This window comes from Sedimenticola sp. (assembly GCF_050289425.1).
In the GTDB taxonomy this organism is placed as follows: domain Bacteria; phylum Pseudomonadota; class Gammaproteobacteria; order Chromatiales; family Chromatiaceae; genus Sedimenticola.
Window position 1 is genome coordinate 1 of the sequence record NZ_JBNKFS010000025.1, and the last position, 22,451, is coordinate 22,451.

The window sequence follows — 22,451 nt, forward strand, 5'->3', positions numbered from 1 at the left end:
AAACTCGCCGCTGTGCGGCTCAGACAATTTCACGCTTATTCCCGCTCAGCCCTGCGATGCTCGACAGGCCGAACGGGGAAGTGCCCTAACCTGCCGCCGGTGATGCAGATATCACCTGCAGTCAAAATCGGGGGTAGGGGCAGGCCCCCGTGCCTGCCCTTTTTCGACAGCGTCGCTCTGGCTTGTGCAGCCACGGGGGGCCTACTCAGGGGAATTCAGCATCGCGATCTGGGTACGGGGAGGGGACTCCCGTGCGATGGATGTGACTATCTCTTCTCCCGTCGCAGCTCGGTGACTGAACGCCCCCCGATGCCCCAATTGTCGGTCGGCACTTCCTCGATCACGACCACGGTCGTGGCCGGATTTTTATTCAGGGTCTCCTGCAGTAGCCGGGTCACGCCATCTATCAGGATCGCCTTCTGTTCGGCAGTGGCGCCTTCGTTGGTGATTTTGATGTTTACATAAGGCATGGGTCTCTCCTTGTCATGGACAAAAGGTTATAGGAGGGGCGCAATGGCGCCCATCGAGGCTAGCCGGGCTGGGGACAGCGGGTTGTGACCAGCGCCGACCGCTCGCGGGTGCCGATCGCCAGCAGGGTGCCCGCGCCACTCAAGATGGCAGCCAGCCAGAGGGCGACCTGGGGATTTCCACTCTGCACCATCAATTGGCCGGCGACCAGAGGGCCGCTGATCTGGCCGACGCCATAAGAGGTGACCAGCAGGCCCATCAAACGGGCTGGATTGTGCTGGGCCAGGTGTCCGGCCTGGCTCAGCACCATGGCGACAATCCCCATGAAGGTAAAGCCGAAGCAGAGTCCGCCGGCCAGGGTGGCACTGCCGGTTCCCCATAGTGGCAGCAACAGACCGATCGTCTGGATTAGATAGGCGGCCAGCAGGGTCTGTAAGTTGCCCAGACGTGCCGCCCAGCGTACCCAGAGGTAACAGGAGGGGGCCGCCGCCAGGCCGAGTAGCAGCCAGGCTGAGCGGTCGAAACCGGCCAGGTCCGGATTGGTTTGAATAACGGCAATGATGAAGGTGGTGCCCACGGCAAAGCTGGCTCCGGCAAAAAAGTAGCTACCGGTGAGGTAGAGAAACGGTCGTCCCAGCTCCCGCCAGGCAATGGGTTGTCCCGCCTGTGGATGGGATGCCCCACGGCCACCCCGGACCCAAAACCAGGCGGGTAGTACAAACAGTATCCCCAGCAAGGCGCTGGCCCACCAGGTGAGTTTCCAGTTCAATGGGCTGTCCGCCCCTCCCAGTGCCAGGGCGGTAAGCACGATGCCGACCCCGACCCCGCCAAAGTGGACGCCCACCAGTTGCCGGACTCCTTGTCGGGTCAGATACTCCAATACCAGGCTGGTACCGATCACCATACCGGCGGCACTGCTGAGTCCGGAGAGGTAGCGCAACAGGGACCAGACGGGAATCGATTCGGTTAACGGCAGCAGGGCGTTGCAGAGGACGGCCAGGATCAGGCCAGCCCGGAACAGGCGCTCTTTAATCCGGTTGTCGCCCAGGCTGCTGGCCAACAGGGCGCCGCTGAGATAGCCGGCAAAATTCATCGCCGCCAACAGGCCGGCGGTGTCATCGCCCAGCCCAAGGTCCTCCTGCATGCGTGGCAGCGCCGGGGTATAGGTGAAGCGGGCAATGCCCATGGTAAGGATCAGGCTGCTGATCCCGCCCGCCAATACGGCAAGGTTATTGGGTGATCTGTTCAAGACCGTTCTCCTGGAAGGTTATCTGCCTGGAAGCATGAAGGGGCTTGTCTATCAATACAAACGATTTATAATGATCATATCATTCGTAATTAGTGATGTTTGAGGTCTGTTATGGAAGTCAGCAGTCTGCGTATCTTTCTCAGTGTTGCCGAAACCGGGGGTATCTCGGCCGCCGCCGAGAAACTGCATTATGTCCAGTCCAATGTGACGGCCCGGATCAAAAAACTGGAACAGGAACTGGGTGCCGCGCTGTTTGTACGCCAGAGCCGCGGCATGTCCCTGACCGCCGCCGGCCGGGTGCTAAAGGGTTACGCCGAGCGCATTTTGCGCCTGGAGCTACAAGCCTCGGATGCGGTGCGCGGCACCATCAAGGATGGCGGCTCGGTGCGCCTCGGGTCGATGGAGACCACTATGGCGATCCGTTTGCCGGCCATTCTCAAGGCGCTGCATAGCGATATGCCGGCGGCGGAAATCAGTGTCAGCACCGGGCGCACCGAGGGGTTGATCCGGGATGTGCTGGAGCTCCGGCTGGATTGCGCCTATGTCGGGGGGCCGGTGGAGCATCCCGAACTGGAGAGTGAGATTGCCTTCGAAGAAGAGCTGGTGTTGGTCACGGCGCGCCAGGCGGTGTCGCCCAATGTACTGTTGGTGTTTCGTACCGGCTGCGTCTATCGGGCACGGGCCGAGCAGTGGCTGAGGGAGGAGGGTCGGCTGCCCTACTCCATCATGGAGTACGGTACCCTGGAGGGGATTTTGGGCTGTGTCGATGCCGGTCTCGGCTGTACCTTGATGCCGCGGGCGGTGGTGGAGCGTTCAGCCTTCCAGGTCGACGTGGCGGTGACACCGATTCCTGAACATATCGCCCGGATCCAGACCCTGCTGGTCCGCCGCAAGGATACCCCCCTGAACGGCGCGATGCGGAAACTGATTGCCCTGACCGGGGAAAACCGCTGACAGTTTGTTGCTTGCCTGATAGTATCAAATGCGACTATGCTGTATCGCAGCATCAATAAAATACCCTTAATTCATGCGGTTATATTCTGCTCGGCTATGAGTGGGAGAGCGCTTGAGGAGACATAGAGTTATCCCCATGATCAACAATGAATGGCTGAAGCGTGACGATTACCGCTACTTCTATACCATCCCGACGCGCTGGAACGACAACGATCAGTTCGGGCATCTCAATAACGTTATTTACTATCGCCTCTATGAAGCGCTGATCGTGCAGTACCTGACCGAGGCCGGGCTGGATTGGATGCAGGATCCGGTCATTCCCTATGCGGCCGAGAGCTTATGCCGGTTCCGCCGGGCGGTCAGTTTCCCCGATATCCTCGATCTTGGACTGCGTGTCATCAAGGTGGGTCGTACCAGCGTGGCTTACGCCCTGGCCATGTTCCGTCAGGGCGAAGATGAGGCGGCGGCCACTGGGCACTGGGTACATGTCTATGTTGACCGCCAAAGCCAGCAACCGATGCCGGTGCCGGCGTTGATTCGCGAGGCGATGTTGCGGGATGTTTAACCGCCACGGCGTGTGGGGTGATTGAGCAGACCGGCGGCGATGTCCAGGTTTTGTTCAGCCTCGGCTATCCACTGCCGGACGCCGGCCTGATCCGGTTGGCCGGCATTTACCCCTTCGCTACGGCGTCGGTGCATCTCCAGCAGCGTCTTGCGTAGCTGGAAGATGGCTTCCCGCATCAACTCCTCCAATTCAATGAAAGACCCCGGATCGTCGCCGATCATCTGCAGTGTTGCTTCGGTCTGGTGTGGATCGAATCCGGCGCGGCGCAGGGTCTGTTGCAGTTTAATAATGGATGGCCCCAGCAAGCAGGGCTCAGCGCCGTTGAGCGGGGAAGCGGCGGCCTCAACCATCGATTCAGCGCTGGTCACCAGCTGAGAGATCAATTTGAATAGGGTGACAACATTTTCCTTGTGAATCTCGGTTGGAGCACTCTGGTCAGCGCTCTGCGACAGGTGCAGGGCATCCAGGAATACCGATACCGGCTGCGGGTCGAGGGCATCCAGGTTGGTCTTGATGATGGTGCTAAGCTGCCGGAGCGAGTATTTACGCAATGCACCGATGGCAAGTTCAGTGAAGGCGAGCAAGCGGCCGGCCCGACTGATGCGAATGGCCTGGCTACCCTGCGGATAGCCGCTGCCGTCAAGGCGTTCATGGTGTTCCCGGACGGTCCTTGCGACGTGGGGGCGATAGGCGGGAAATTGCTCCAGTATCATGGCGCCGACGATAGGATGGCTACGTACCTGCTGCCAGTGGTCGAGACTGAGGTTCTGTTCCAGCGGCAGATCTCCGATCCCCAGGTGCAACTCTCCCAGGTCGTGCAGCAGGCCGGCGGAGGCCAGCACCTCCAGCTCCTTTTCCGGCAGGCCGAGCTGTTCCCCGATAATCGTAATGGCCAGTAAGACCCGCAGGCTGTGTTCCAGCAGCTCCGGCCGGAGTTTCTGCGCCACCGTCAGTTTGTTCTGCAGCGGCGTCTCCAGATGAATGCGCAGACAACTTAGTCTGATAAACCCCTCACCGCGCATCATACGCAACAACCGACCCATTTCGGTTTCCCGGGCCATCATTTTGTTTCCCAGAGCGATCAGCGCCTGGTGATCGAGCGCGTCCTCGATGCGAGTGGTAAAATCGATCGGCTTGAGCAGCTTATGACTGAGCAGGCGCTGGATGACCTGGCGGTTTATTCGAGCACCTTTAGGCAGCAGTTTGAGACCATCGGCGGACTGAATTTGCTCGGTGCAGATGATCGACTGCACCTCGCCCAATTCAGCCACTTGCTGCAGATAGTTGGAGTCCGGGATGCGCATGCGTAAGGGGCTGTTTCAGGTTAACTATGCGTGGCCGACCAAGTGATGAAATCGGCTTGCGGCATCGGCCGGGCGATATGGTAGCCCTGCATGATGTCACAGCCCAGCTCAAGCAGTATCTGTTGCATCAAGGCCGTCTCGACCCCTTCGGCAACGATATCAAGCTGCAGTTTTCGCGCCATCTGGATAATCGTGCTGACAATATGTTTGTCCAGGTCGTCCTCCGGAATATTGAGGATAAAGGAGCGGTCGATCTTCAGCTCATCGGCCGGCAGTTGTTTGAAGTAAGAGAGTGAGGAGTAGCCGGTGCCAAAGTCGTCGATGGAAACCCGTATGCCATAACTCTGCAATCTTTTCAGGATGGTGGCACTGAGGGCGATGTCCTTCATCAATGACCCCTCGGTGATCTCCAGGGTCAGCAGTTCCGGTCTTGTATCCCAGATGCCGAGGGCGCCGGTTACCGATTTGATGAATCGCTCATCGGTCAAATCGAGTGCCGAGATGTTTACGGCGACGGAGAGTTCCGCATCCGCCCTGCCCCACTCGATACGCTCCCGCAGGGCGGTGTTGAGGCACCACCAGGTCAGCTTCGGCATAATGCCCATACGTTCGGCCACCGGTATGAAACGGTCGGGGGGGATCATGCCATGAACCGGGTGATGCCAGCGCATCAGCGCTTCAGCGCCAAGCAGTTCGCCACTGCGGGATGATATCTTGGGCTGGTAGTGTAGGCTGAGTTGGTCCTGGGCGATGGCCCGGTCCAGATCACCTTCAATATCCCAGTCGGTGACAATGGCGGCTAGATCGTCTTGGGTGTAGATTTGGTAAGGTGTCTGGGTGATCTTCGCCGCTAAAACGGCAATCTCGGCGTAACGGAACAGTTGCTCCGGGTCGGTACTGTGTTCCGGGGAGAGGGAGAGGCCGATCGAGAAGGGCAGTTTGCGCTCTTTGTCGCGGATCTCGATGGGGTTATCAAGTATGCCGGCCAGTTTATTTACCGCGAGCACGGCATGGCCACGATTCAGCAGGCCCGGGATCAGCACGGCAAACTCAAAGCGTCCGGTACGTAGAATCCTGTCGTCGGGTCGAAGTGCGCGGTGAATCTGCCCGAGCAGCTCGACGAGAATCTCTTCTGAAAGCCGGGCGCCGAAGATTCGGCCCATACGCCGTAATCCGTGTAGGCCAATGAGCATCAGTGCGCAATTTTTGTCGGACGTCGCCATCAGCGCCTCAAGATGGGCGAGTAACTGTGCAGGCGTTGAAATGAATTCGTTTAGCATAGTTTGGACTTAGAAGTAGTATTGGCTCTGGTCCAAATCATAGGCGCCCGGTGGCAACCCACGCGATATGGTGGGTAAGGTTGCCGATTCGCTCTCCAGGTCGACACGCAGGTCAATCTCGTAGAACTCGTCCAACAGCTTTTTGTCGGCATCCAGCAATACCATGATTTGTGGTCGCAGACGGAAATGTTCGTTTTGGCTGATTACCACGCCGACGGTGTCGTCACTCAGCTCCACCAGGCTGCCGACCGGGTAGATGCCCACTACCTGGATAAACTGCTCCACCAGCTCAGTCTGAAAATCGACCCCGCGCCATTGGTACAGCCCGTCTATCGCTTCATAGGCCGGAATCGGTTTGCAGAAGGGACGATGGGACGTGATGGCATCGTAGGCGTCCACGATACCGGCAATACGACCAAATAGTGGGATCTGGTCATCTGATAGACCCAGTGGATAACCGCTGCCGTTATGGCGCTCGTGGTGGGTGCGGATCATGTCCAGTACATCTTTGTTGACCCCTTTGGCCTGTTTGACCATTTCCAGGCCAAACAGTACATGCTGCTTCACTGTGTTGAACTCTTCGCTGCTGAGGCGACGCGTGTTGTTGAGCAGAGCTTTAGGGAGCTTGCACTTGCCGATATCGAACAGAAAACAGCCGGTTGCCAACGAGTTGAGCTTTTCTGTTGGCAGTCCCAGGTGGCGACCGAAAGCGACCGCCCACACCGAGCAACTGACAGCATGGTGATAGGTGTAGTTGTCCATGTTTTTCAGGTGGGTCAACCAGATGAAGGCGTCGGGATTGCGTATGATGCTTTGGACCATCGGCTCGATCGATTTCCGCAAAACGGGCAGATTCAGCTTGGCATTGTTTTCCGCATCCCTAAGCAGGGTCTGGTAGGTGTTCTCTACTGATCGGTAGTGGGTTTGGGCGGTCGACAGCTCCTCTTCTCGTGAGGTGGCTTTTTCATAGATGATACGTGGTCGTTGGGTCAGCTTGAGAATTTGTGCGGCGTCAGATTTCGGTTGGTCACCTTCGTCATTGAGCAGGATATGTTTGGGAATGGAGAGCGCTTCGCTCTTAATTACGTCGACATAGACATAATCGCAGTACTGCTTCAGGTGTCTTTGATCCCGTTCCGAAGCGATGCGAAACCCCTGGATAGGATAGGGCGTCTCCAGCCAAGGCCGGTCGAGACTGGAAACATACATGCCCGGCTGCAGGTCATTGACGCGAACTTTTAGGACGGTTATCGGCATCGGGCTATTTAAGCTTGCTGTTCTTAATTAACGGTTATCCGGAAGCGCCCAGCCTTTCCTTGTTTTCTACTTATGGGGTGTGCATGGTTTCCATCAGGCTAAGGGCACATTCCCCTTGCCAGTCGAATCCGCATCCTCCGGGATTTCCTTCTATGTCGGCCGTAACGGTCGGAACTTTATTCGCTCACACGGTTACGGATCTGCCACTTCAATGAGATTGCCTTGAAGGGGCCCTTATGTCCAGAGATCCGTACTGAGGTAGCGTTCGCCGGTGTCCGGCAGCATGGCCAACAACACCTTGTCTCGGAACGTCTCTTCGCGCGCCGCCTTGATCATTCCCACCACGGCAGCTCCGGAAGAGATGCCGGCGAAAATGCCCTCTTGCTGTGCCAGGAAGCGGGTGGTGTCATATGCCTCTTCGGTCGTGATCGAGTAAATACGATCGTAGATCTTGGTGTCCAGGGTTTCCGGGATAAAGCCGGGTGCGGTGCCCATGATTTTGTGCTTGCAGGCGATGCCTTGGGAGAGGATAGGCGAGTCGGCCGGCTCGGTGGCAATAATCTGGATAGCCGGGTTGTACCGGCGCATATATTTGCCGATCCCTGAGATGGTACCGCCGGTGCCGGTGGTGCAGACGATGGCGTCGAGCTGCGTGCCGAAGTCTTCCCATATTTCATCGGCGGTTCCCTGATGGGCATCCGGATTGTCTGGGTTGAAGTGCTGTCCCACGAAGAACCAGCCGTTTTCTGCAGCCAGTCTTTTGGCTTCTTCTATGGCGCCCTTAGTGCCTTTTTCAGCCGGAGTGAGTACCAGTATACCGCCGAAGGCGCGCAGGATGGTTTTGCGCTCTTCGCTCATATCCTCGGCCATTACAAATACGGATGGATATCCTTTTTGGGCTGCAATCATGGCCAGCCCGATACCGGTATTGCCTGAGGTGGGCTCGATAATGGTATCGCCGGGCTTTAGTGTGCCGCGCCGTTCCGCGCACTCGATCATGTTCAGTGCCGGGCGATCCTTGACCGAGCCTGCCGGATTGAAACTTTCCAGTTTGACCCAGAGTTCGGCCGCCAGGATGTCGCTGACTTTGTTTAGGCGGATGACGGGCGTATGACCAATAGTCTGCAGTATATTGTCGTATTTCATCAGGATAGCCGGCTGTTAACGAGCCCGGGATAATAGCCTATTTAGCGCTTTCCTGCCTCAGAGATCGACCGGCAGGTAGAAAAAGACAAAGCGTCCCTGCTGGAAATCGATGCGCAGGGTGGCATGGCGATAGAGGGCATAATCCACGTAGCCGGGGATGGCGCTCCGCTGGTGGCATTCACTGGCGTGTTGGGGGGACTCGAAATCACGGTCCCGGTCGTACCAGGAGAGCAGCATGTGCTCACCGAGTCGGCGTTGTGCCTCCTGGTTAGCCAGTTGCATCGCTTCCTGGTAGTCCTGCGGCGCTTTGTCCGGCTCAAGCGTGACCAGGGTGACACCGCTGTAGTCCGGCTCTGTGGGCAGATGGCAAATACTGTCGGAATGCGGATCGTCCATCGTTGTCTCCGTGTCGTAAAAAGGGGTGTTGCGGTTTTAGGGTTACCGGCAAACGGATGAATCGAAGTAGGATGTGCAAGTAATGATAGAGGCCAAGTTGTCACCCGGAAGGGCGAATTATAGGTAGGCTGAGGCATTGCACAGGGTATCCGGGGGTAATGACTGCTATATTTCCTGGCAGAAAAGTAAAAAATGAGACCTTCCGCACACAGGATTTGCCGCGGCCGGCCGCTATACCTAAAAGGATTATCAGGTTACTGCAGGAGAGAGACATGTCAATGAGTACCGGTGCACAGCCCCATGTGCTACACACTTCCGAACAGTTGGTACAGGATTCCCTTACCCTGATCTCCCTGCCGGCTGCCTATACCCGTCTGCAGGAGGTGATGGCTTCGGAAGACAGCAGCATGAAGGATGTGGCCGATGTGGTCTCGTTGGATCCGGCGCTGGCCGCTCGCCTGCTGCGCATCGCCAACAGCGCTTATTACGGATTGCCCTCGCAGGTGGAGACCATTACCCGGGCGGTGAATATTCTCGGTACCCAGCAGATACATGACCTGGCTTTGGCCACCAGTGTGGCCCAGGCATTCGAAGGATTACCCAATGAACTGATGGATATGAGTACCTTTTGGTACCGGAGCGTCATGTGCGGATTCCTCGCCCGTGAGTTGGCCAGGGCGTCTGGCATACGCGAGACCGAGAGCCTGTTTGTGCGCGGGCTATTGCTGGATATCGGTCACCTGATTCTGTACAGCCGTTTTCCGGATGAGTGCCGTCAGGCGCTGGCGGAGTCGGGAGATGATCTGCTGGGTTTTTACGCGATGGAGCGCCAACTGATCGGTTGTGATGCCAATGAGTTGGGTATGCAGTTGATGAAGGCCTGGAAACTGCCGCAAAGTTTCGTCGATTCCTTCGCCTATCTGCAGCGGCCTGAAAATGCCCAGTCCATCGCTAAACAGGTAGCCGTGCTGAATGTTGCCGCCTGGATCACCCATGGGTTGAATACAGATCTGTTGATGGAGCAGATATTCGATAAGATAGCGCAGCCCGCCTGGGATCTGACGGGGCTCAGTCAGCGCCAGGTGGTGCAGGTGACCGATACGGTTTCCGGAGAAATGATCGAGGCGATGTACCGGATCTTCGCTGTCGACGAGAGTGCGATCTGATATTCCCCGGGATAACCACTTCCGCTACTGATGGCCGATAGCCCGGTGCCAATCCGGGGCATCGACTGTCTCAGTCGAAACTCTGGGTGAGGATGACCAGCCGATCCAGACGATTTCTGGCCTCGCCGCTGGCGATGGCCTGTCCCGCCCGTTCGATCCCTTCGTGTAAAGTATCGGCTACGCCAGCGGTGTAAATGGCTGCGCCGGCGTTGAGTTGAACAATATCCCTGGCGGGTCCGGCCTGGTTGTCCAGCACGTCGCGAATAATGGTCAGGCTGGCGGTGGCGTCTGCCGCCTTCAACTGATCGATCGGGGTCCGTTTCAGGCCGAAGTCTTCCGGTTGGATGCTGAACCGCCTCACCTGCCCCTGTTTCAGCTCCGCCACCTCGGTCCGGTCGCCGATGCTGATTTCGTCCAGCCCATCCCGGGAGTGCACCACCATAACGTGGCGGCTGCCCAGTTTCTGTAGTACCTGGGCCATGGGATCCAACAGCTCTTCGCTGAACACGCCGAGCAACTGGTTGGGGACGCCGGCCGGATTGGTCAGGGGACCGAGCACATTGAAGATGGTGCGGGCGCCCATCTCCCGGCGCGGCCCGATGGAGTGCTTCATGGCGCTGTGATGCCCCGGGGCAAACATAAATCCGACGCCGACCTGGCGTACACACTGCTCCACTTGTTGCGGAGTGAGATCGAGGCGGATGCCGGCAACTTCCAGGGCGTCGGCGGCACCGGATTTGCTGGAGACGGAGCGGTTGCCGTGCTTGGCGACATTGCAGCCGGCTGCCGCGGCAACAAACATCGAGGCGGTGGAGATATTGAAGGTGCCGGACGCGTCGCCGCCGGTGCCGACAATGTCTACCGTATTCGGCAGGTCGCTGATGGCGACACCGCTGGCCAGTTCCCGCATTACGGCTGCTGCAGCCGCAATTTCGGTTACCGACTCCCCTTTCATGCGCAGTCCGATAAGAAAGCCGCCGATCTGCGCCGGGGTGGCGCCGCCGGTCATAATGGTGCGCATCACGCTGGTCATCTCCTCGGCGGAGAGATCTTTGTGCGCCAGTACCTGATTGATCGCCTGTGGCATCTCCATAGTGTTTCCCCTCGACTTTAAACTGTGCGTCCCGTTATCCGGGTAATTTTATTGATCTCTCGCAAAGACGCCAAGAACGCGAAGGAACAGTGCCTTATTTTTAGTTTGTCACGGCAGTTGCCCTTTAGCGTTGCCGCGCCCCCGTGGCGATGGTTAAACGCGGCATTCCGAGGGTGGCTGCTTTCCGTGATCTTTGCGTACTTTGCGTCTTTGCCAGAATAATTTCTGATTATTTACCGGTTAAAAAATTGCGCAGCAAATCGTGTCCGTGTTCGGACAGGATCGATTCCGGATGGTATTGCACACCCTGGACATTCAGTTCGCGATGCCGGATACCCATGATCTCATCCATTTCACCCGCTTCGTCCTGGGTCCAGGCGGTGATCTCCAGGCAGTCCGGCAGGTTGTTCCGGTCGATCACCAGTGAGTGATAGCGGGTGGCGGTGTAGGGATCGTTCAGCCCGTTGAAGATGCCGGCATTGGCGTGGTAGATCAAGGATGTCTTGCCATGCATCACTTCCCGGGCATGGATGATGCGGCCGCCAAAGGCTTGGCCGATCGACTGGTGCCCCAGACAGACACCGAGTATCGGTATCCGGCCGGCAAAATGCCGGATAGCGGCGACCGAGATGCCGGCTTCGTTTGGGGTGCAGGGGCCGGGTGAGATCACGATATGGGCCGGCTGCAGCGACTCGATCTCATCCAGGGTGACGCCATCGTTCCGGTAGACGCGCACGTCTGCGCCCAGCTCGCCGAAGTACTGCACCAGGTTGTAGGTGAAGGAGTCATAGTTATCGATCATCAGTAACATGGCTATGCCTCCCCACAGCTGTTGTTTTCCAGGCCGGCTTCCGCCAGGGTCACGGCACGGAAGACCGCGCGCCCCTTGTTCATGGTTTCGTCCCACTCCATTTGCGGCTGCGAATCGGCCACCACGCCGGCCCCGGCCTGGATGTGCAACTGCTTATCCTTGATCACGGCGGTGCGGATGGCGATGGCGGTATCCATGTTGCCGTTCCAGGAGAGGTAACCGACGGCGCCGGAGTAGATACCGCGCTTGACCGGTTCCAGTTCGTCGATAATCTCCATAGCGCGGATCTTGGGTGCGCCGCTGACGGTACCGGCGGGGAAGGTGGCGCGCAGTACATCGATGGCGTTCATCCCCTCTTTCAGTTCCCCCGTGACATTGGAGACGATATGCATGACGTGGGAGTAGCGCTCCACGATCATTTTATCCGTCAGCTTGACGCTACCGGTTTTTGCGACCCGGCCGGCGTCATTGCGCCCCAGATCGATCAGCATCAAGTGCTCGGCCAGCTCCTTGGGATCGGCCAGCAACTCTTGTTCCAGGGCCAGGTCTTCGGTGTCGGTTTTCCCCCGTGGGCGGGTGCCGGCGATTGGGCGTACCGTCACTTCGCCGTCCTCCAGTCGCGTGAGTATCTCCGGCGAGGAGCCGACGATGTGGAAATCACCCAGATTGTAGAAGTACATGTAGGGGCTGGGATTGAGTCCGCGCAACGCCCGGTAAAGGTCCAGCGGTTGTGCGTGGTAGGGGATCGAGAGGCGTTGCGAGATTACCGTCTGCATGCAGTCCCCGTCCAGGATGTACCGCTTGATCCGCTCTACCGCCTGCTTGAACCCCTGCTCGGTAAAGCCGGAGATGAAATCGGCTTCGTTAATCTGACGGCGTTGGCTGGACGGTTGGTCCGGTAGGCATTCGCGCATCTGTCCTACCACGGTTTTCAGTCGTTGCCGACCGGATTCGTAGGTGCCACCCGTGGTGGGGTCCACGTGTACGATCACATAGAGCCGGCCGCGCAAATTGTCGAACACCACCACTTCGTCCGATACCAGAAGCAGAATATCCGGGGTGCCGATGCTGTCCGGGTTGGGACAGTCAGCCAGTTTGGGTTCGATATAGCGGATGGTGTCATAGCCGAAGTAGCCCACCAGCCCACCGGTGAAGCGGGGCAGATCGGGATGACCGGCCACCCGGTAGCGCTGCTGGAAGGATTCGATAAAGGCCAGGGGATCCTCGACCACATGGGATTCCACTACAGCACCGTCGGCCTCGACGGTAACCTGATGCCCGTTCACGCGTAGCAGCGTGCGGCATGGCAGGCCGATGATCGAATAGCGGCCCCACTTCTCGCCACCCTGCACCGACTCCAGCAGATAAGAGTTGGGGGCATCGGCCAACTTGAGGTAGACGCTTAACGGGGTGTCCAGGTCGGCCAGCACTTCACACATCAGTGGGATGCGGTTATGGCCCTGGGCGGCCAACTGATTGAATTGTTCCGGAGTCATGTGCCTCTCCACACAAGCAAAACTAAAGATAGGGATATCGTGACGCGGGCATCACCAACGCCATCGTGTTCCTGTCTTGTCTATCTCGTGGTGGAGCATGCGGAAGGGCTTATTGCTGTTTAATTTGTGGGAGTAAGATAATCGATTCGAGGCAAACTATCCACCCTGGATTACCGTTTCGCGCTTGAGTAGAGCGATGAAAGGGATACCGGGTACGGTCGATAGTACCAGAGAGGGCTATTCACCGCCCGGTGAAGGCGGGCATTAAGTGTGTTACAGCAGGATTTTGAAACGGCGATGGAGGCGTTGAACCGGTTACGACGGCTCGGCTTTACCCTGACCATTGATGATTTTGGCGTCGGCTATTTCAGTCTCAATAACTTGAGCCGGTTTCCCATTGATGCGTTCAAGATCGATCGTAGTTTTATCGGCGGAGTTTGTGATGATCAGGATGCGGTCGCAATTGTCCAGGCGGTGGTCGGCCTGAGTCACAGCCTGTAACTCAGGGTCGTGGCCGAGGGGTGTGAAACAGCGGGGCAGTTCGATTACCTAAAACGAATCGGCTGTGACCAGGTGCAAGGGTATCTGATCAGTCGACCGCTGCCGGCGGAAGATGTCACGTCGTTTTTTCAAGCCGATTATCTATTCAAACAGTCCCTCGAGTTGCTCTAGCGACTCGATCACCGCATCCGGCTCGGAAGCGCGAATGTCCACCCCATGATTGTATCCATAGGGGACGCAGACAATATCAAACCCGGCGGCCCGGGCCGCTTGTACATCGTTCGATGAGTCACCGACCATCAGGGATGCGGCCGGGCTGATCCCCAGCTGTTCGGCGCTATGCAGTAACGGCAGGGGATCCGGTTTTTTTCTCGGTAGGGTGTCGCCACTGGTGATCAGACTGAAGCAGTCGTGGATTCCCAGCGCCTTTAACAGGGGGCGGGTGAACTGATCGGCCTTGTTGGTTACGCAGGCCAGGGTGTAGCTGCCCTGAATCAGGTGCTCAAGCGCCACTTTTACACCGGCATAGAGCGTCGAACGCTGGCCGTTGTATTGACGATAGAGCGCCATGAAGATGGGGAGTGCCTGCTGATAGTCGCTCTCTTCCGGCTCGCCGTGTAGTTGACCGATCAGGGCGCGCTGTACCAAGCGTTCCACGCCGTTGCCGACCCACTCCCGGACCCGGGATTCGCCCCAGGCCGGACGGCCCAGTTGTTGCATCATGCCGTCGACACAAAAAGCCAAGTCAGGCACGCTGTCCACCAGCGTGCCGTCCAGGTCGAACAGTATCAGTTGCGGCTTTTTCAGTAATCCGGCACTCATGCCTTGGCCAGCTCTTCACGCATTTGGCCGATAATAGAATCATACCGGTGTGGATCGGAGGCACTGGCCTTGCCAAAGATGCCGGAACCGGCAACAAAGGTATCGGCCCCGGCGGCGGCGATCTCACGGATGTTGTCGGCTTTGACGCCGCCATCGATCTCCAGTCGGATATCCCGTCCGGAGGCGTCGATCAGTTGGCGGCAGGCCCGCAGCTTGTCCAGTGCGGCGGGAATAAAGCTCTGTCCGCCAAAGCCGGGGTTGACCGACATGATCAAAATCATGTCAACCTTGTCCAGCACGTAATCCAGGTGGCTAAGTGGGGTGGCCGGATTGAATACCAGCCCGGCTTTGCAGCCGTGGTCGTGGATCAACTGCAGTGAGCGGTCCACGTGTTCGCTCGCTTCCGGATGGAACGTGATATAGGTGGCGCCGGCGGCGGCGAAATCGGGAATGATGCGATCCACCGGTCTCACCATCATGTGGACGTCGATATCCGCAGTGACGCCATGCTTACGTAAGGCTTCACACACCAGCGGGCCGATGGTCAGGTTGGGGACATAGTGGTTATCCATCACATCAAAATGCACAATGTCCGCACCGGCTGCCAACACATTGTCAACTTCCTCGCCCAATCTGGCAAAGTCGGCAGAGAGGATGGATGGTGCTATTTTGTAATCGGTCATGGAACTTCTCCCGTCTGGCCTGGCCGGCCTGTCTTATTGTGAATGGGGGCACTCTACCGCATGCGTCGGTACATTTCACCTGCAAATTTCGTAAGATATTGATTGAGAAGAGTTATTTATGGTTTCTATAAATAAAGCTTAAGCATAATCACCACATTGGTAAGCGACAGGGATCGTCTAAGACCGGGTTATTGGAAAGCGTTGTCGGAGGATATATGGGGATCAGATGGATGTTACTTGCCGTATTGCTGTTTGCGACTCCACTGTGGGCGTCGGATCTGGCTCGGGAGGGGCGCATTGCCAACGAGATTCAAGATATGTTGTTGGTGGGAGAGCCGGTGACGCTGCAGGCGCAAGGCGCCCCCTTTTTTGGTATTTATGCCACAGAGGCGACCGCTTACAGCCAGGGGGCGGTCATTATTCTGCATGGGCGCGGGGCGCATCCTGACTGGGTGGACGTGGTTAATCCGTTACGCTCCCGGCTACCCGAGTATGGTTGGAAGACGCTTTCCATCCAATTGCCGATAGCGGCTTCCGATGCGTCGGACTGGGTCTATCGAGCCTTGATACCGGAAGCCTTCCCCCGTATCACAGCCGCGGTCGAGTTTCTCAAGCAGCAAGGCGTCGCCAACATTGTTCTGATTGGGCACAGCCTGGGTGCCCGTATGGGGGTTGAGTATTTGGCTCAGACCGCCCCGGATGAGCTCCGGGCCTTTGTGGCAATCGGCTTACCGGCGGAGGTGGCAGAGGCGGATACCGGCACCTTGGGCGCATTGAAAAAACTGACCCTGCCGGTACTCGATATCTATGGTAGTCGCGATATCGATTCGGTGCTTGACACGGTACCTGCCCGTGCCGCATCTGCCAGGCAGGCCGGTAATACCGCCTACCGACAGCACCAGGTTGCCGGCGCCGATCATTTTTTCAATGGCTTGAGCGACACCTTGATTGCTGAAGTACGTGCCTGGCTGGGACGGGTGGCGCCCGGTGAAACCGTCAACCGCTGATTATATTGACGTTAACGCAAACGTTAACTAAGGTTTGGCCAGGAGTGACTGGAGAAAACCCGATGAGACAGAGCCGCCACAGTGATTCGCTGATTTTTGAACCGCGCAATCCCGATTATGCCCAGCGGGTGCGGGAGGCGTTCGCCGGCCAGGCGATGCTGGCGTCGCTCGGTGTGGAGTTGGCGCGAATCGAGCCGGGCTTCTGTGAATTGCAACTCCCCTACCGACCGGATATCAGTCAGAACCACGGCTATTTCCATGGCGGGGCGATCGCCACGCTGGCGGATGTGTCGGGGGGATTTGCCGGTTGGAGTTTGTTGCCGGAGGGGATGTGGATCGTTACCGTGGAGTATAAAACCAATATCGTTGCGCCGGGTCGGGGTGAGCGCCTGATTGGTCGTGGCCGCGTTGTCAGGGCGGGACGTTCTTTGACCACCACGGAAATCGAGATCATTGCCGTCAATCAGGGGCGGGAGACGCTCTGTGCCACGGCACTGCAAACCTTGATGGCGGTAGAGGCCAAACCTGAGGTTATCGGATAGCGAATGCAGGATGGGTATCCGGGGAAGGGGTTGGAGGCCGGGAATAATCTGTCTATCCGCTACCTCAATCCCTATTGGATTTTACGATTAGTACTTTTATTTCCAGTCGGCTGCCGCGGATTGCGTTCTGTTCAAGACACGCCGGACCCTTAAAGTCCATGGAGATTGAAAGGGTAACCCTGGAAATAGGGCCCCTTGTTTGCTTCGCTACTCCTTATATGTGTCATCTTGTAATTGATGCGCAGCAGCATTTTTCTCGATGCCGAAATTCACAAATAGGCTTGCAGATCGCACTCTGTAGGGCTAGAGTTTGTTCGACTTAGCATGTTGTGCATCAGTACTTTAGCATTTTTGGATAAACGTCTGATCTCAATGTGATCTGTTGGTACGAAATCGTCGTTGCTGAGGAGGATCAGCGCGCGATGGGCAGAACCGCTGCACGTGCCGGAATACATCAAACCGATGTCAACAATATCTCTCACAAGGGGAAAACTGTACCATGAAGAAAATTCATGTAATCGCCTCGGCAGTCGCTCTGACTGCAGCCATGTCAACCAACGCCTTTGCCGGTGCCACCCTCGATGAAGTTAAAAAGAAAGGGTTTGTGCAATGTGGTGTCAGTACCGGTCTGCCCGGTTTCTCTACGGCCGATGAAAAAGGTAACTGGTCGGGTCTGGACGTGGATGTTTGTCGTGCCGTGGCGGCAGCCGTGTTCGGCGATGCAAGTAAGGTCAAATTTACACCACTGACCGCCAAGGAACGTTTTACCGCGCTGCAATCCGGCGAGATCGACATGCTCTCTCGTAATACCACCTGGACTCTGACTCGTGATTCGTCTTTGGGCCTCAATTTTGCGGGCGTCAACTACTATGACGGTCAAGGCTTTATGGTGACCAAGAAACTGGGAGTGAAGAGTGCACTGGAGCTGAATGGTGCCTCTTTCTGTATTCAGGCGGGTACCACGACAGAACTCAATCTGGCTGATTACTTCCGCGCCAACGATATGTCCTACACCCCGGTAACCTTCGACTCTTCTGACGAAACCGTCAAGGCGTTTGATGCCGGCCGTTGTGACGCACTGACGTCCGACCAGTCGCAACTGTACGCATTGCGCATCAAACTGGGTAATCCGGATGGTGCGCTGGTGCTGCCCGAAGTGATTTCCAAAGAGCCGCTGGGGCCGGTTACCGCACAGGGTGACGACGAGTGGTACAAGATTGTCCGCTGGTCCTTGTTTGCCATGCTGAATGCCGAGGAATTGGGGATCAATTCAGGCAATGTGGATGAAAATATGTCCAGTGCCAACCCCAATGTTCGCCGTCTGTTAGGTAAGGAAGGTATCAAGGGAAGTGGTCTTGGTCTCTCTGACAACTGGGCGGCCGACATTATTAAACAGGTCGGTAACTACGCTGAGGCGTTTGAACGCAATGTCGGTATGGGCAGTCCGTTGAAGATCGCCCGTGGTCAGAATGCGCTCTGGAACAAAGGTGGCCTGCAGTACGCACCGCCTATCCGCTAAGTAACGTGCCCGAGCACGCTTAGGGAGCCACAGGGTGGGTCAATACTGCCCTGTGGCTTACTTGCTTTAACTGCCCTGAAGGTATTTTTATGGCGGATGAACAACGGACAGTGCTGGAACCCGCAAAACCGGCACTCTGGAGACGACCGGCTGTCCGGTCGCTTTTTTTCCAGATCCTGCTGGTAACCGGCATCGGACTATTTGGCTACACCATTTTTCAAAATACGCTCCACAACATGGAGCAACGTGGCATCAGTACCGGTTTTGGCTTTCTCAATAACGAGGCCGGTTTCGGTATTTTGATGACCCTGATCCCCTTCGATGAGACGTACACCTACGGGCGCACCTTCCTGGTGGGTTTGCTTAACACCTTGTTGGTCGCGTCATTGGGTATCTTTTTTGCCACCATTATCGGTTTCATCATGGGTGTGGCGAGACTATCCAAGAATTGGATTATCTCAAAACTGGCAACAGTCTATATTGAGACGTTCCGCAATATCCCCCTGCTGCTGCAGATCATGTTTTGGTATTTTGCCGTGCTTAGGCCGCTTCCCGGTCCCCGTCAAAGCATGATTTTCAACGATACGCTGTTTCTCAATAATCGCGGACTTTACATGCCAAGCCCCATTTTTGAGCAGGGTTTCTGGCTGGTAGTCGTGGCCCTAGGGGTGGCGATCATGGCCAGTATCCTGGTGGTTCGCTGGGCACATAAGCGACAGGAAGAGACCGGTGAACAGTTTCATACAGTTTATGCGTCTATCGGGTTGATTGTCGGCTTGCCGCTGTTGACGTTTATGATGCTGGGTATGCCTTTGAGTTGGGATTTTCCCGTACTGCAGCGTTTCAATATGGGCGGCGGTATGGTGATTATTCCCGAGCTGGCGGCGCTATTGGTTGCGTTGAGTATCTATACCGGAACATTCATTGCGGAAGCGGTCCGCTCCGGAATTCTGGCCGTCAGCCATGGTCAGACGGAAGCCGCTCATGCGCTGGGACTGCGTCCCGGTCCCACCTTGCGCCTGGTGATCATCCCTCAGGCACTGCGAGTGATTATTCCCCAGTTAACCAGTCAATACCTGAACCTGACCAAGAACTCCTCGCTGGCGACAGCGATTGGGTATCCCGACCTGGTGGCGGTGTTTGCAGGAACTACCTTGAACCAGACCGGACAGGCTGTAGAGGTGATCGCCATGACCATGGGCGTCTATCTCACGGTCAGCCTGACGATCTCGCTGTTCATGAACTGGTATAACAAACGTATTCAACTGGTGGAGAGGTAAACCATGACAGTTCATACCCCCCATCCCGATCTGCCACCGCCCACTTTGAGTGTCGGCGTGCTCGGTTGGTTGAGGAGCAATCTGTTTTCTTCGCCAATACATTCGGTGCTGAGTCTGTTTGCGATCTATCTGATTTACCTCACGGTCCCACCGGTCATCAGCTGGGTGTTTCTCGATTCCACCTGGGTCGGCGAGACCCGTGAAGCCTGTACTGGCGATGCGGGCGCCTGTTGGGTGTTTGTCAAGGTGCGCATGAATCAGTTTATGTATGGCTTTTTTCCAGAGTCGGAGTACTGGCGAATCAATCTGGCCTTTGGTCTATTGATCGTGATGGCGATCCCCTTGTTTATCAAAAAGTTTCAGCATAAGGGCAAGCTGGCCGGCTTCATTTTGGTGTTCTACCCCATCATTACTTTCCAACTCTTCTCCGGCGGTCATTTCGGCCTGACCCATGTAGAGACGAGTAGATGGGGCGGATTGAGCTTAACCCTGATTTTGGCCGGAGTCGGCATTGTTGCCTCGTTGCCATTGGGTATTGTGCTGGCGTTGGGAAGGCGTTCAAAGATGCCCATCGTCAGGTCGGTCTGTGTGGTGTTTATCGAGTTTTGGCGCGGCGTGCCGTTGATCACCGTGCTGTTCATGTCCTCGGTAATGCTGCCGCTGTTTTTGCCGGAAGGGACCAACTTCGACAAATTGCTTCGGGCCATGATCGGTATTGCCCTGTTTCAGTCGGCCTATATGGCCGAAGTTATCCGTGGTGGTTTGGCGGCGATACCGAAGGGGCAGTATGAAGCGGGTGAGGCGCTGGGACTCAGTTACTGGAAAAGTATGGGACTGATCATTCTGCCCCAGGCGTTGAAGCTGGTGATTCCCGGCATCGTCAACACCTTTATCGCCCTGTTCAAGGACACCACGCTGGTGCTGATTATCGGGCTGTTCGATTTGCTGGCCATTATCCAGCAAGCCTTTGCCGATCCGGATTGGCTGGGGTTCTCGATTGAAGGTTATGTATTTGCCGCCAGCATTTTCTGGATCTTCTGCTTCAGTATGTCCCGTTACAGTATGGCCCTGGAAAAGAAACTTCACACCGGCCATGCCCGGTAACACTAACGAATACGCAAGAGAGTTGGAGACACACTATGTCTGAAACCGACAACGCAACCGGCAAGCCGCAGGTATCCGATGACCTGACCATTGAGCTGCGGGGTGTACACAAGTGGTATGGTCAGTTCCACGTCCTCAAGGACATTAACCTGGAGGTGACTCGTGGTGAGCGCATTGTAATCTGTGGGCCTTCAGGGTCCGGAAAGTCGACCATGATCCGTTGTATCAATCGTCTGGAGGAGCACCAGCAGGGACAGATTATTGTCGACGGTACCGAGTTGACCGATGACGTCAAACATATCGATCAAGTGCGCAAAGAGGTGGGGATGGTGTTCCAGCACTTTAATCTATTCCCACATCTGACTGTGTTGGAGAACTGCTGTTTGGCACCGATCTGGGTGCGCAAGATGCCACGTAAGGAGGCAGAGGCGGTCGCCATGAGGTACCTGGAGAAGGTGAAGATTCCGGAGCAGGCAAAGAAGTATCCGGGACAGCTCTCCGGTGGGCAGCAGCAGCGTGTGGCGATTGCCCGCAGTCTCTGCATGAATCCGCATATCATGCTTTTCGATGAGCCGACCTCCGCGCTGGATCCGGAGATGATCAAGGAAGTGTTGGATACCATGATCGAACTGGCGGAAAGCGGCATGACCATGCTCTGTGTGACCCATGAGATGGGCTTTGCCAAAACCGTGGCCAATCGGGTGATCTTCATGGATGCCGGTGAAATCATCGAGCAGAACGAGCCCCACGAATTTTTCAACAATCCTCAGTCTGACCGGACCCAACTGTTCCTCAGTCAGATTTTGCAACACTAAGGTAATCTATACAGACTGGACAGCTTGTCCGCATAAAAAAGCCCGGCCAATGGCCGGGCTTTTTTTCTATACATACTTAATGCAGGGGCTCTCTATTCGAAAGGTTTGGGTTGAGGTGTCTTGTCTGTTGAAGGGGGCAGGATCGGCATCTGGAATGAAGGCTGATCGCCGGTCAATGTCTTCAGGAAAGCCACAACCTTGGCGTTCTCATCCGGGGTGAATTGCTTCCCCAATTGCAGCCGCCCCATCAGGTTTACCGCTTCAGTAAGGGTCTCGGCCCCGCCATCATGGAAGTAGGGGTAGGTCATCTCGACATTTCGCAAGGTCGGTACCTTGAACTTGAAGCGGTCCGCGTCCTTGCCGGTTACACCGCTGAGCCCCTGGGCCGTGCTGTTTGCTTTATACGGTTCCACCACACCCATTTTCTGGAAAGAGGAGCCACCCACCGCGGGGCCGTTATGGCAAGCGGTACAGCCGCTTCCTTTGAATAGGTTATAGCCTGCTATTTCCTTGCTGGTCAGCGCCTCCTTGTTACCCAGTAGCCACTGATCAAAGCGGGAATTGGGGGTAACCAGGGTTTTCTCAAATTCTGCAATGGCCTGTGTCACCTCGTCGATGGTGATCTTGTCGGTTCCAAAGACTTGCCTGAATTGGACAACGTACTGTGGTATCGACTCCAGCACATCGATGGCAAGCGTATGCGTCGATGCCATTTCACCCGGATTGGCAATCGGTCCGCCGGCTTGCGCCTTGAGATCGGCAGCTCGCCCGTCCCAGAACTGGGCGACATTCATGCTGGAGTTGAGCACGGTCGGGGCATTGATCGGGCCCTGCTGCCAGTTATGGCCGATCGATGTTTTTAGGTTATCGGTGCCGCCCATGCTCAGGTTGTGGCAGGAGTTGCAAGAGATGAAGCCGGATTTGGAGAGGCGGGGGTCAAAGTAGAGTTTTTTGCCAAGCTCAACCTGAGCCAAATTGATCTCTTTGACTGGC

At 56.5% G+C, this 22,451-nt stretch carries 22 protein-coding genes and 1 pseudogene; 10 read left to right on the plus strand and 13 right to left on the minus strand.

Going from position 1 to position 22,451, the window contains the following annotated elements; genetic code table 11:
* Positions 1–266: 266 nt before the first annotated feature.
* Complete coding sequence (locus tag ACQY5R_RS15415) at positions 267–470, minus strand: 2-hydroxymuconate tautomerase family protein (protein ID WP_428609931.1); 204 nt, start codon at positions 468–470, stop codon at positions 267–269.
* 59 nt (positions 471–529) lie between these two features.
* Positions 530–1,717 carry a YbfB/YjiJ family MFS transporter gene (locus tag ACQY5R_RS15420; RefSeq protein ID WP_428609932.1) on the minus strand — a complete coding sequence of 396 codons (1,188 nt, stop codon included), beginning with the start codon at positions 1,715–1,717 and terminating at the stop codon, positions 530–532.
* Between the two features lie 111 nt (positions 1,718–1,828).
* Between ACQY5R_RS15420 and ACQY5R_RS15425 the strand changes: the two genes are divergently transcribed.
* Entirely contained in the window at positions 1,829–2,671 is an 843-nt protein-coding gene (locus tag ACQY5R_RS15425) for a LysR family transcriptional regulator (RefSeq protein ID WP_428609933.1), read from the plus strand.
* A 136-nt stretch (positions 2,672–2,807) separates the two neighbouring features.
* Positions 2,808–3,236, plus strand: a complete 429-nt coding sequence (locus tag ACQY5R_RS15430) for an acyl-CoA thioesterase (RefSeq protein ID WP_428609935.1) — start codon at positions 2,808–2,810, stop codon at positions 3,234–3,236.
* Here ACQY5R_RS15430 and ACQY5R_RS15435 read toward each other — a convergent pair.
* The 5 genes from ACQY5R_RS15435 to ACQY5R_RS15455 all read right to left on the minus strand — a co-directional run bounded on the left by ACQY5R_RS15435 (position 3,233) and on the right by ACQY5R_RS15455 (position 8,619).
* On the minus strand, positions 3,233–4,540 hold the full coding sequence (locus tag ACQY5R_RS15435) for an HD-GYP domain-containing protein (protein ID WP_428609936.1): 1,308 nt from the start codon (positions 4,538–4,540) through the stop codon (positions 3,233–3,235). The two genes, ACQY5R_RS15430 and ACQY5R_RS15435, sit on opposite strands and share 4 nt — an antisense overlap.
* Positions 4,541–4,560: 20 nt before the next feature.
* On the minus strand, positions 4,561–5,820 hold the full coding sequence (locus ACQY5R_RS15440) for a putative bifunctional diguanylate cyclase/phosphodiesterase (protein WP_428609938.1): 1,260 nt from the start codon (positions 5,818–5,820) through the stop codon (positions 4,561–4,563).
* A gap of 9 nt (positions 5,821–5,829) precedes the next feature.
* Complete coding sequence (locus tag ACQY5R_RS15445) at positions 5,830–7,077, minus strand: HD-GYP domain-containing protein (RefSeq protein WP_428609940.1); 1,248 nt, start codon at positions 7,075–7,077, stop codon at positions 5,830–5,832.
* Between the two features lie 234 nt (positions 7,078–7,311).
* Positions 7,312–8,223, minus strand: coding sequence for a cysteine synthase A (gene cysK / locus ACQY5R_RS15450; RefSeq protein WP_428609941.1), 912 nt, complete (start codon positions 8,221–8,223; stop codon positions 7,312–7,314).
* 57 nt (positions 8,224–8,280) lie between these two features.
* Entirely contained in the window at positions 8,281–8,619 is a 339-nt protein-coding gene (locus tag ACQY5R_RS15455; protein WP_428609943.1) for an AF1514 family protein, read from the minus strand.
* 272 nt (positions 8,620–8,891) lie between these two features.
* On the opposite strand from ACQY5R_RS15455, the gene ACQY5R_RS15460 reads away from it, so the two are divergent.
* On the plus strand, positions 8,892–9,785 hold the full coding sequence (locus tag ACQY5R_RS15460; RefSeq protein WP_428609944.1) for an HDOD domain-containing protein: 894 nt from the start codon (positions 8,892–8,894) through the stop codon (positions 9,783–9,785).
* Positions 9,786–9,855: 70 nt separating this feature from the next.
* Here the strand turns inward: ACQY5R_RS15460 and trpD are convergent, their stop codons facing one another.
* The 3 genes from trpD to trpE form a co-directional block, all read right to left on the minus strand.
* A complete protein-coding gene (trpD, locus tag ACQY5R_RS15465; RefSeq protein ID WP_428609945.1) occupies positions 9,856–10,878 on the minus strand; it encodes an anthranilate phosphoribosyltransferase in 1,023 nt (340 codons plus the stop codon).
* Between the two features lie 229 nt (positions 10,879–11,107).
* The gene (locus tag ACQY5R_RS15470; RefSeq protein ID WP_428609946.1) at positions 11,108–11,689 is read right to left on the minus strand and encodes an anthranilate synthase component II; all 582 of its coding nucleotides are present in this window, start codon (positions 11,687–11,689) and stop codon (positions 11,108–11,110) included.
* Positions 11,690–11,691: 2 nt separating this feature from the next.
* A complete protein-coding gene (trpE, locus tag ACQY5R_RS15475) occupies positions 11,692–13,185 on the minus strand; it encodes an anthranilate synthase component I (protein ID WP_428609947.1) in 1,494 nt (497 codons plus the stop codon).
* Between the two features lie 270 nt (positions 13,186–13,455).
* Here trpE and ACQY5R_RS15480 point away from each other — a divergent pair.
* Positions 13,456–13,857 (plus strand): annotated as a pseudogene (locus ACQY5R_RS15480) (EAL domain-containing protein).
* On the opposite strand, the gene ACQY5R_RS15485 reads toward ACQY5R_RS15480, so the two are convergent.
* A complete protein-coding gene (locus tag ACQY5R_RS15485) occupies positions 13,828–14,508 on the minus strand; it encodes a phosphoglycolate phosphatase (RefSeq protein WP_428609949.1) in 681 nt (226 codons plus the stop codon). The pseudogene ACQY5R_RS15480 and the gene ACQY5R_RS15485 sit on opposite strands and share 30 nt — an antisense overlap.
* Positions 14,505–15,191, minus strand: a complete 687-nt coding sequence (gene rpe, locus ACQY5R_RS15490; protein ID WP_428609951.1) for a ribulose-phosphate 3-epimerase — start codon at positions 15,189–15,191, stop codon at positions 14,505–14,507. The genes ACQY5R_RS15485 and rpe overlap by 4 nt, the downstream gene beginning before the upstream one ends.
* A 230-nt stretch (positions 15,192–15,421) precedes the next feature.
* Here rpe and ACQY5R_RS15495 point away from each other — a divergent pair, with 230 nt between their 5' ends.
* From ACQY5R_RS15495 to ACQY5R_RS15520, 6 genes are all read left to right on the plus strand, one after another.
* Complete coding sequence (locus ACQY5R_RS15495; RefSeq protein ID WP_428609953.1) at positions 15,422–16,198, plus strand: alpha/beta fold hydrolase; 777 nt, start codon at positions 15,422–15,424, stop codon at positions 16,196–16,198.
* A 62-nt stretch (positions 16,199–16,260) separates the two neighbouring features.
* A complete protein-coding gene (locus ACQY5R_RS15500; protein ID WP_428609955.1) occupies positions 16,261–16,740 on the plus strand; it encodes a PaaI family thioesterase in 480 nt (159 codons plus the stop codon).
* A 499-nt stretch (positions 16,741–17,239) separates the two neighbouring features.
* Positions 17,240–18,259 (plus strand): amino acid ABC transporter substrate-binding protein, encoded by a 1,020-nt coding sequence (locus ACQY5R_RS15505; protein WP_428609957.1) that lies wholly within the window; start codon positions 17,240–17,242, stop codon positions 18,257–18,259.
* A gap of 89 nt (positions 18,260–18,348) precedes the next feature.
* Positions 18,349–19,539 carry an amino acid ABC transporter permease gene (locus ACQY5R_RS15510; protein ID WP_428609958.1) on the plus strand — a complete coding sequence of 397 codons (1,191 nt, stop codon included), beginning with the start codon at positions 18,349–18,351 and terminating at the stop codon, positions 19,537–19,539.
* A 3-nt stretch (positions 19,540–19,542) separates the two neighbouring features.
* A complete protein-coding gene (locus ACQY5R_RS15515) occupies positions 19,543–20,643 on the plus strand; it encodes an amino acid ABC transporter permease (protein WP_428609959.1) in 1,101 nt (366 codons plus the stop codon).
* 35 nt (positions 20,644–20,678) lie between these two features.
* Positions 20,679–21,458 carry an amino acid ABC transporter ATP-binding protein gene (locus ACQY5R_RS15520; protein ID WP_428609961.1) on the plus strand — a complete coding sequence of 260 codons (780 nt, stop codon included), beginning with the start codon at positions 20,679–20,681 and terminating at the stop codon, positions 21,456–21,458.
* Positions 21,459–21,550: 92 nt separating this feature from the next.
* Here ACQY5R_RS15520 and ACQY5R_RS15525 read toward each other — a convergent pair whose 3' ends face one another.
* On the minus strand, positions 21,551–22,432 hold the full coding sequence (locus ACQY5R_RS15525) for a cytochrome-c peroxidase (protein ID WP_428609962.1): 882 nt from the start codon (positions 22,430–22,432) through the stop codon (positions 21,551–21,553).
* Positions 22,433–22,451 lie beyond the last annotated feature (19 nt).

Coding starts and splice junctions, on each gene's coding strand:
- ACQY5R_RS15415 (WP_428609931.1), bottom strand. CDS start 470: ATGCCTTATGTAAACATCAAAATCACCAACGAAGGCGCCACTGCCGAA.
- ACQY5R_RS15425 (WP_428609933.1), top strand. CDS start 1,829: ATGGAAGTCAGCAGTCTGCGTATCTTTCTCAGTGTTGCCGAAACCGGG.
- ACQY5R_RS15430 (WP_428609935.1), top strand. CDS start 2,808: ATGATCAACAATGAATGGCTGAAGCGTGACGATTACCGCTACTTCTAT.
- ACQY5R_RS15435 (WP_428609936.1), bottom strand. CDS start 4,540: ATGCGCATCCCGGACTCCAACTATCTGCAGCAAGTGGCTGAATTGGGC.
- ACQY5R_RS15440 (WP_428609938.1), bottom strand. CDS start 5,820: ATGCTAAACGAATTCATTTCAACGCCTGCACAGTTACTCGCCCATCTT.
- ACQY5R_RS15445 (WP_428609940.1), bottom strand. CDS start 7,077: ATGCCGATAACCGTCCTAAAAGTTCGCGTCAATGACCTGCAGCCGGGC.
- cysK (WP_428609941.1), bottom strand. CDS start 8,223: ATGAAATACGACAATATACTGCAGACTATTGGTCATACGCCCGTCATC.
- ACQY5R_RS15455 (WP_428609943.1), bottom strand. CDS start 8,619: ATGGACGATCCGCATTCCGACAGTATTTGCCATCTGCCCACAGAGCCG.
- ACQY5R_RS15460 (WP_428609944.1), top strand. CDS start 8,892: ATGTCAATGAGTACCGGTGCACAGCCCCATGTGCTACACACTTCCGAA.
- trpD (WP_428609945.1), bottom strand. CDS start 10,878: ATGGAGATGCCACAGGCGATCAATCAGGTACTGGCGCACAAAGATCTC.
- ACQY5R_RS15470 (WP_428609946.1), bottom strand. CDS start 11,689: ATGTTACTGATGATCGATAACTATGACTCCTTCACCTACAACCTGGTG.
- trpE (WP_428609947.1), bottom strand. CDS start 13,185: ATGACTCCGGAACAATTCAATCAGTTGGCCGCCCAGGGCCATAACCGC.
- ACQY5R_RS15485 (WP_428609949.1), bottom strand. CDS start 14,508: ATGAGTGCCGGATTACTGAAAAAGCCGCAACTGATACTGTTCGACCTG.
- rpe (WP_428609951.1), bottom strand. CDS start 15,191: ATGACCGATTACAAAATAGCACCATCCATCCTCTCTGCCGACTTTGCC.
- ACQY5R_RS15495 (WP_428609953.1), top strand. CDS start 15,422: ATGTTACTTGCCGTATTGCTGTTTGCGACTCCACTGTGGGCGTCGGAT.
- ACQY5R_RS15500 (WP_428609955.1), top strand. CDS start 16,261: ATGAGACAGAGCCGCCACAGTGATTCGCTGATTTTTGAACCGCGCAAT.
- ACQY5R_RS15505 (WP_428609957.1), top strand. CDS start 17,240: ATGAAGAAAATTCATGTAATCGCCTCGGCAGTCGCTCTGACTGCAGCC.
- ACQY5R_RS15510 (WP_428609958.1), top strand. CDS start 18,349: ATGGCGGATGAACAACGGACAGTGCTGGAACCCGCAAAACCGGCACTC.
- ACQY5R_RS15515 (WP_428609959.1), top strand. CDS start 19,543: ATGACAGTTCATACCCCCCATCCCGATCTGCCACCGCCCACTTTGAGT.
- ACQY5R_RS15520 (WP_428609961.1), top strand. CDS start 20,679: ATGTCTGAAACCGACAACGCAACCGGCAAGCCGCAGGTATCCGATGAC.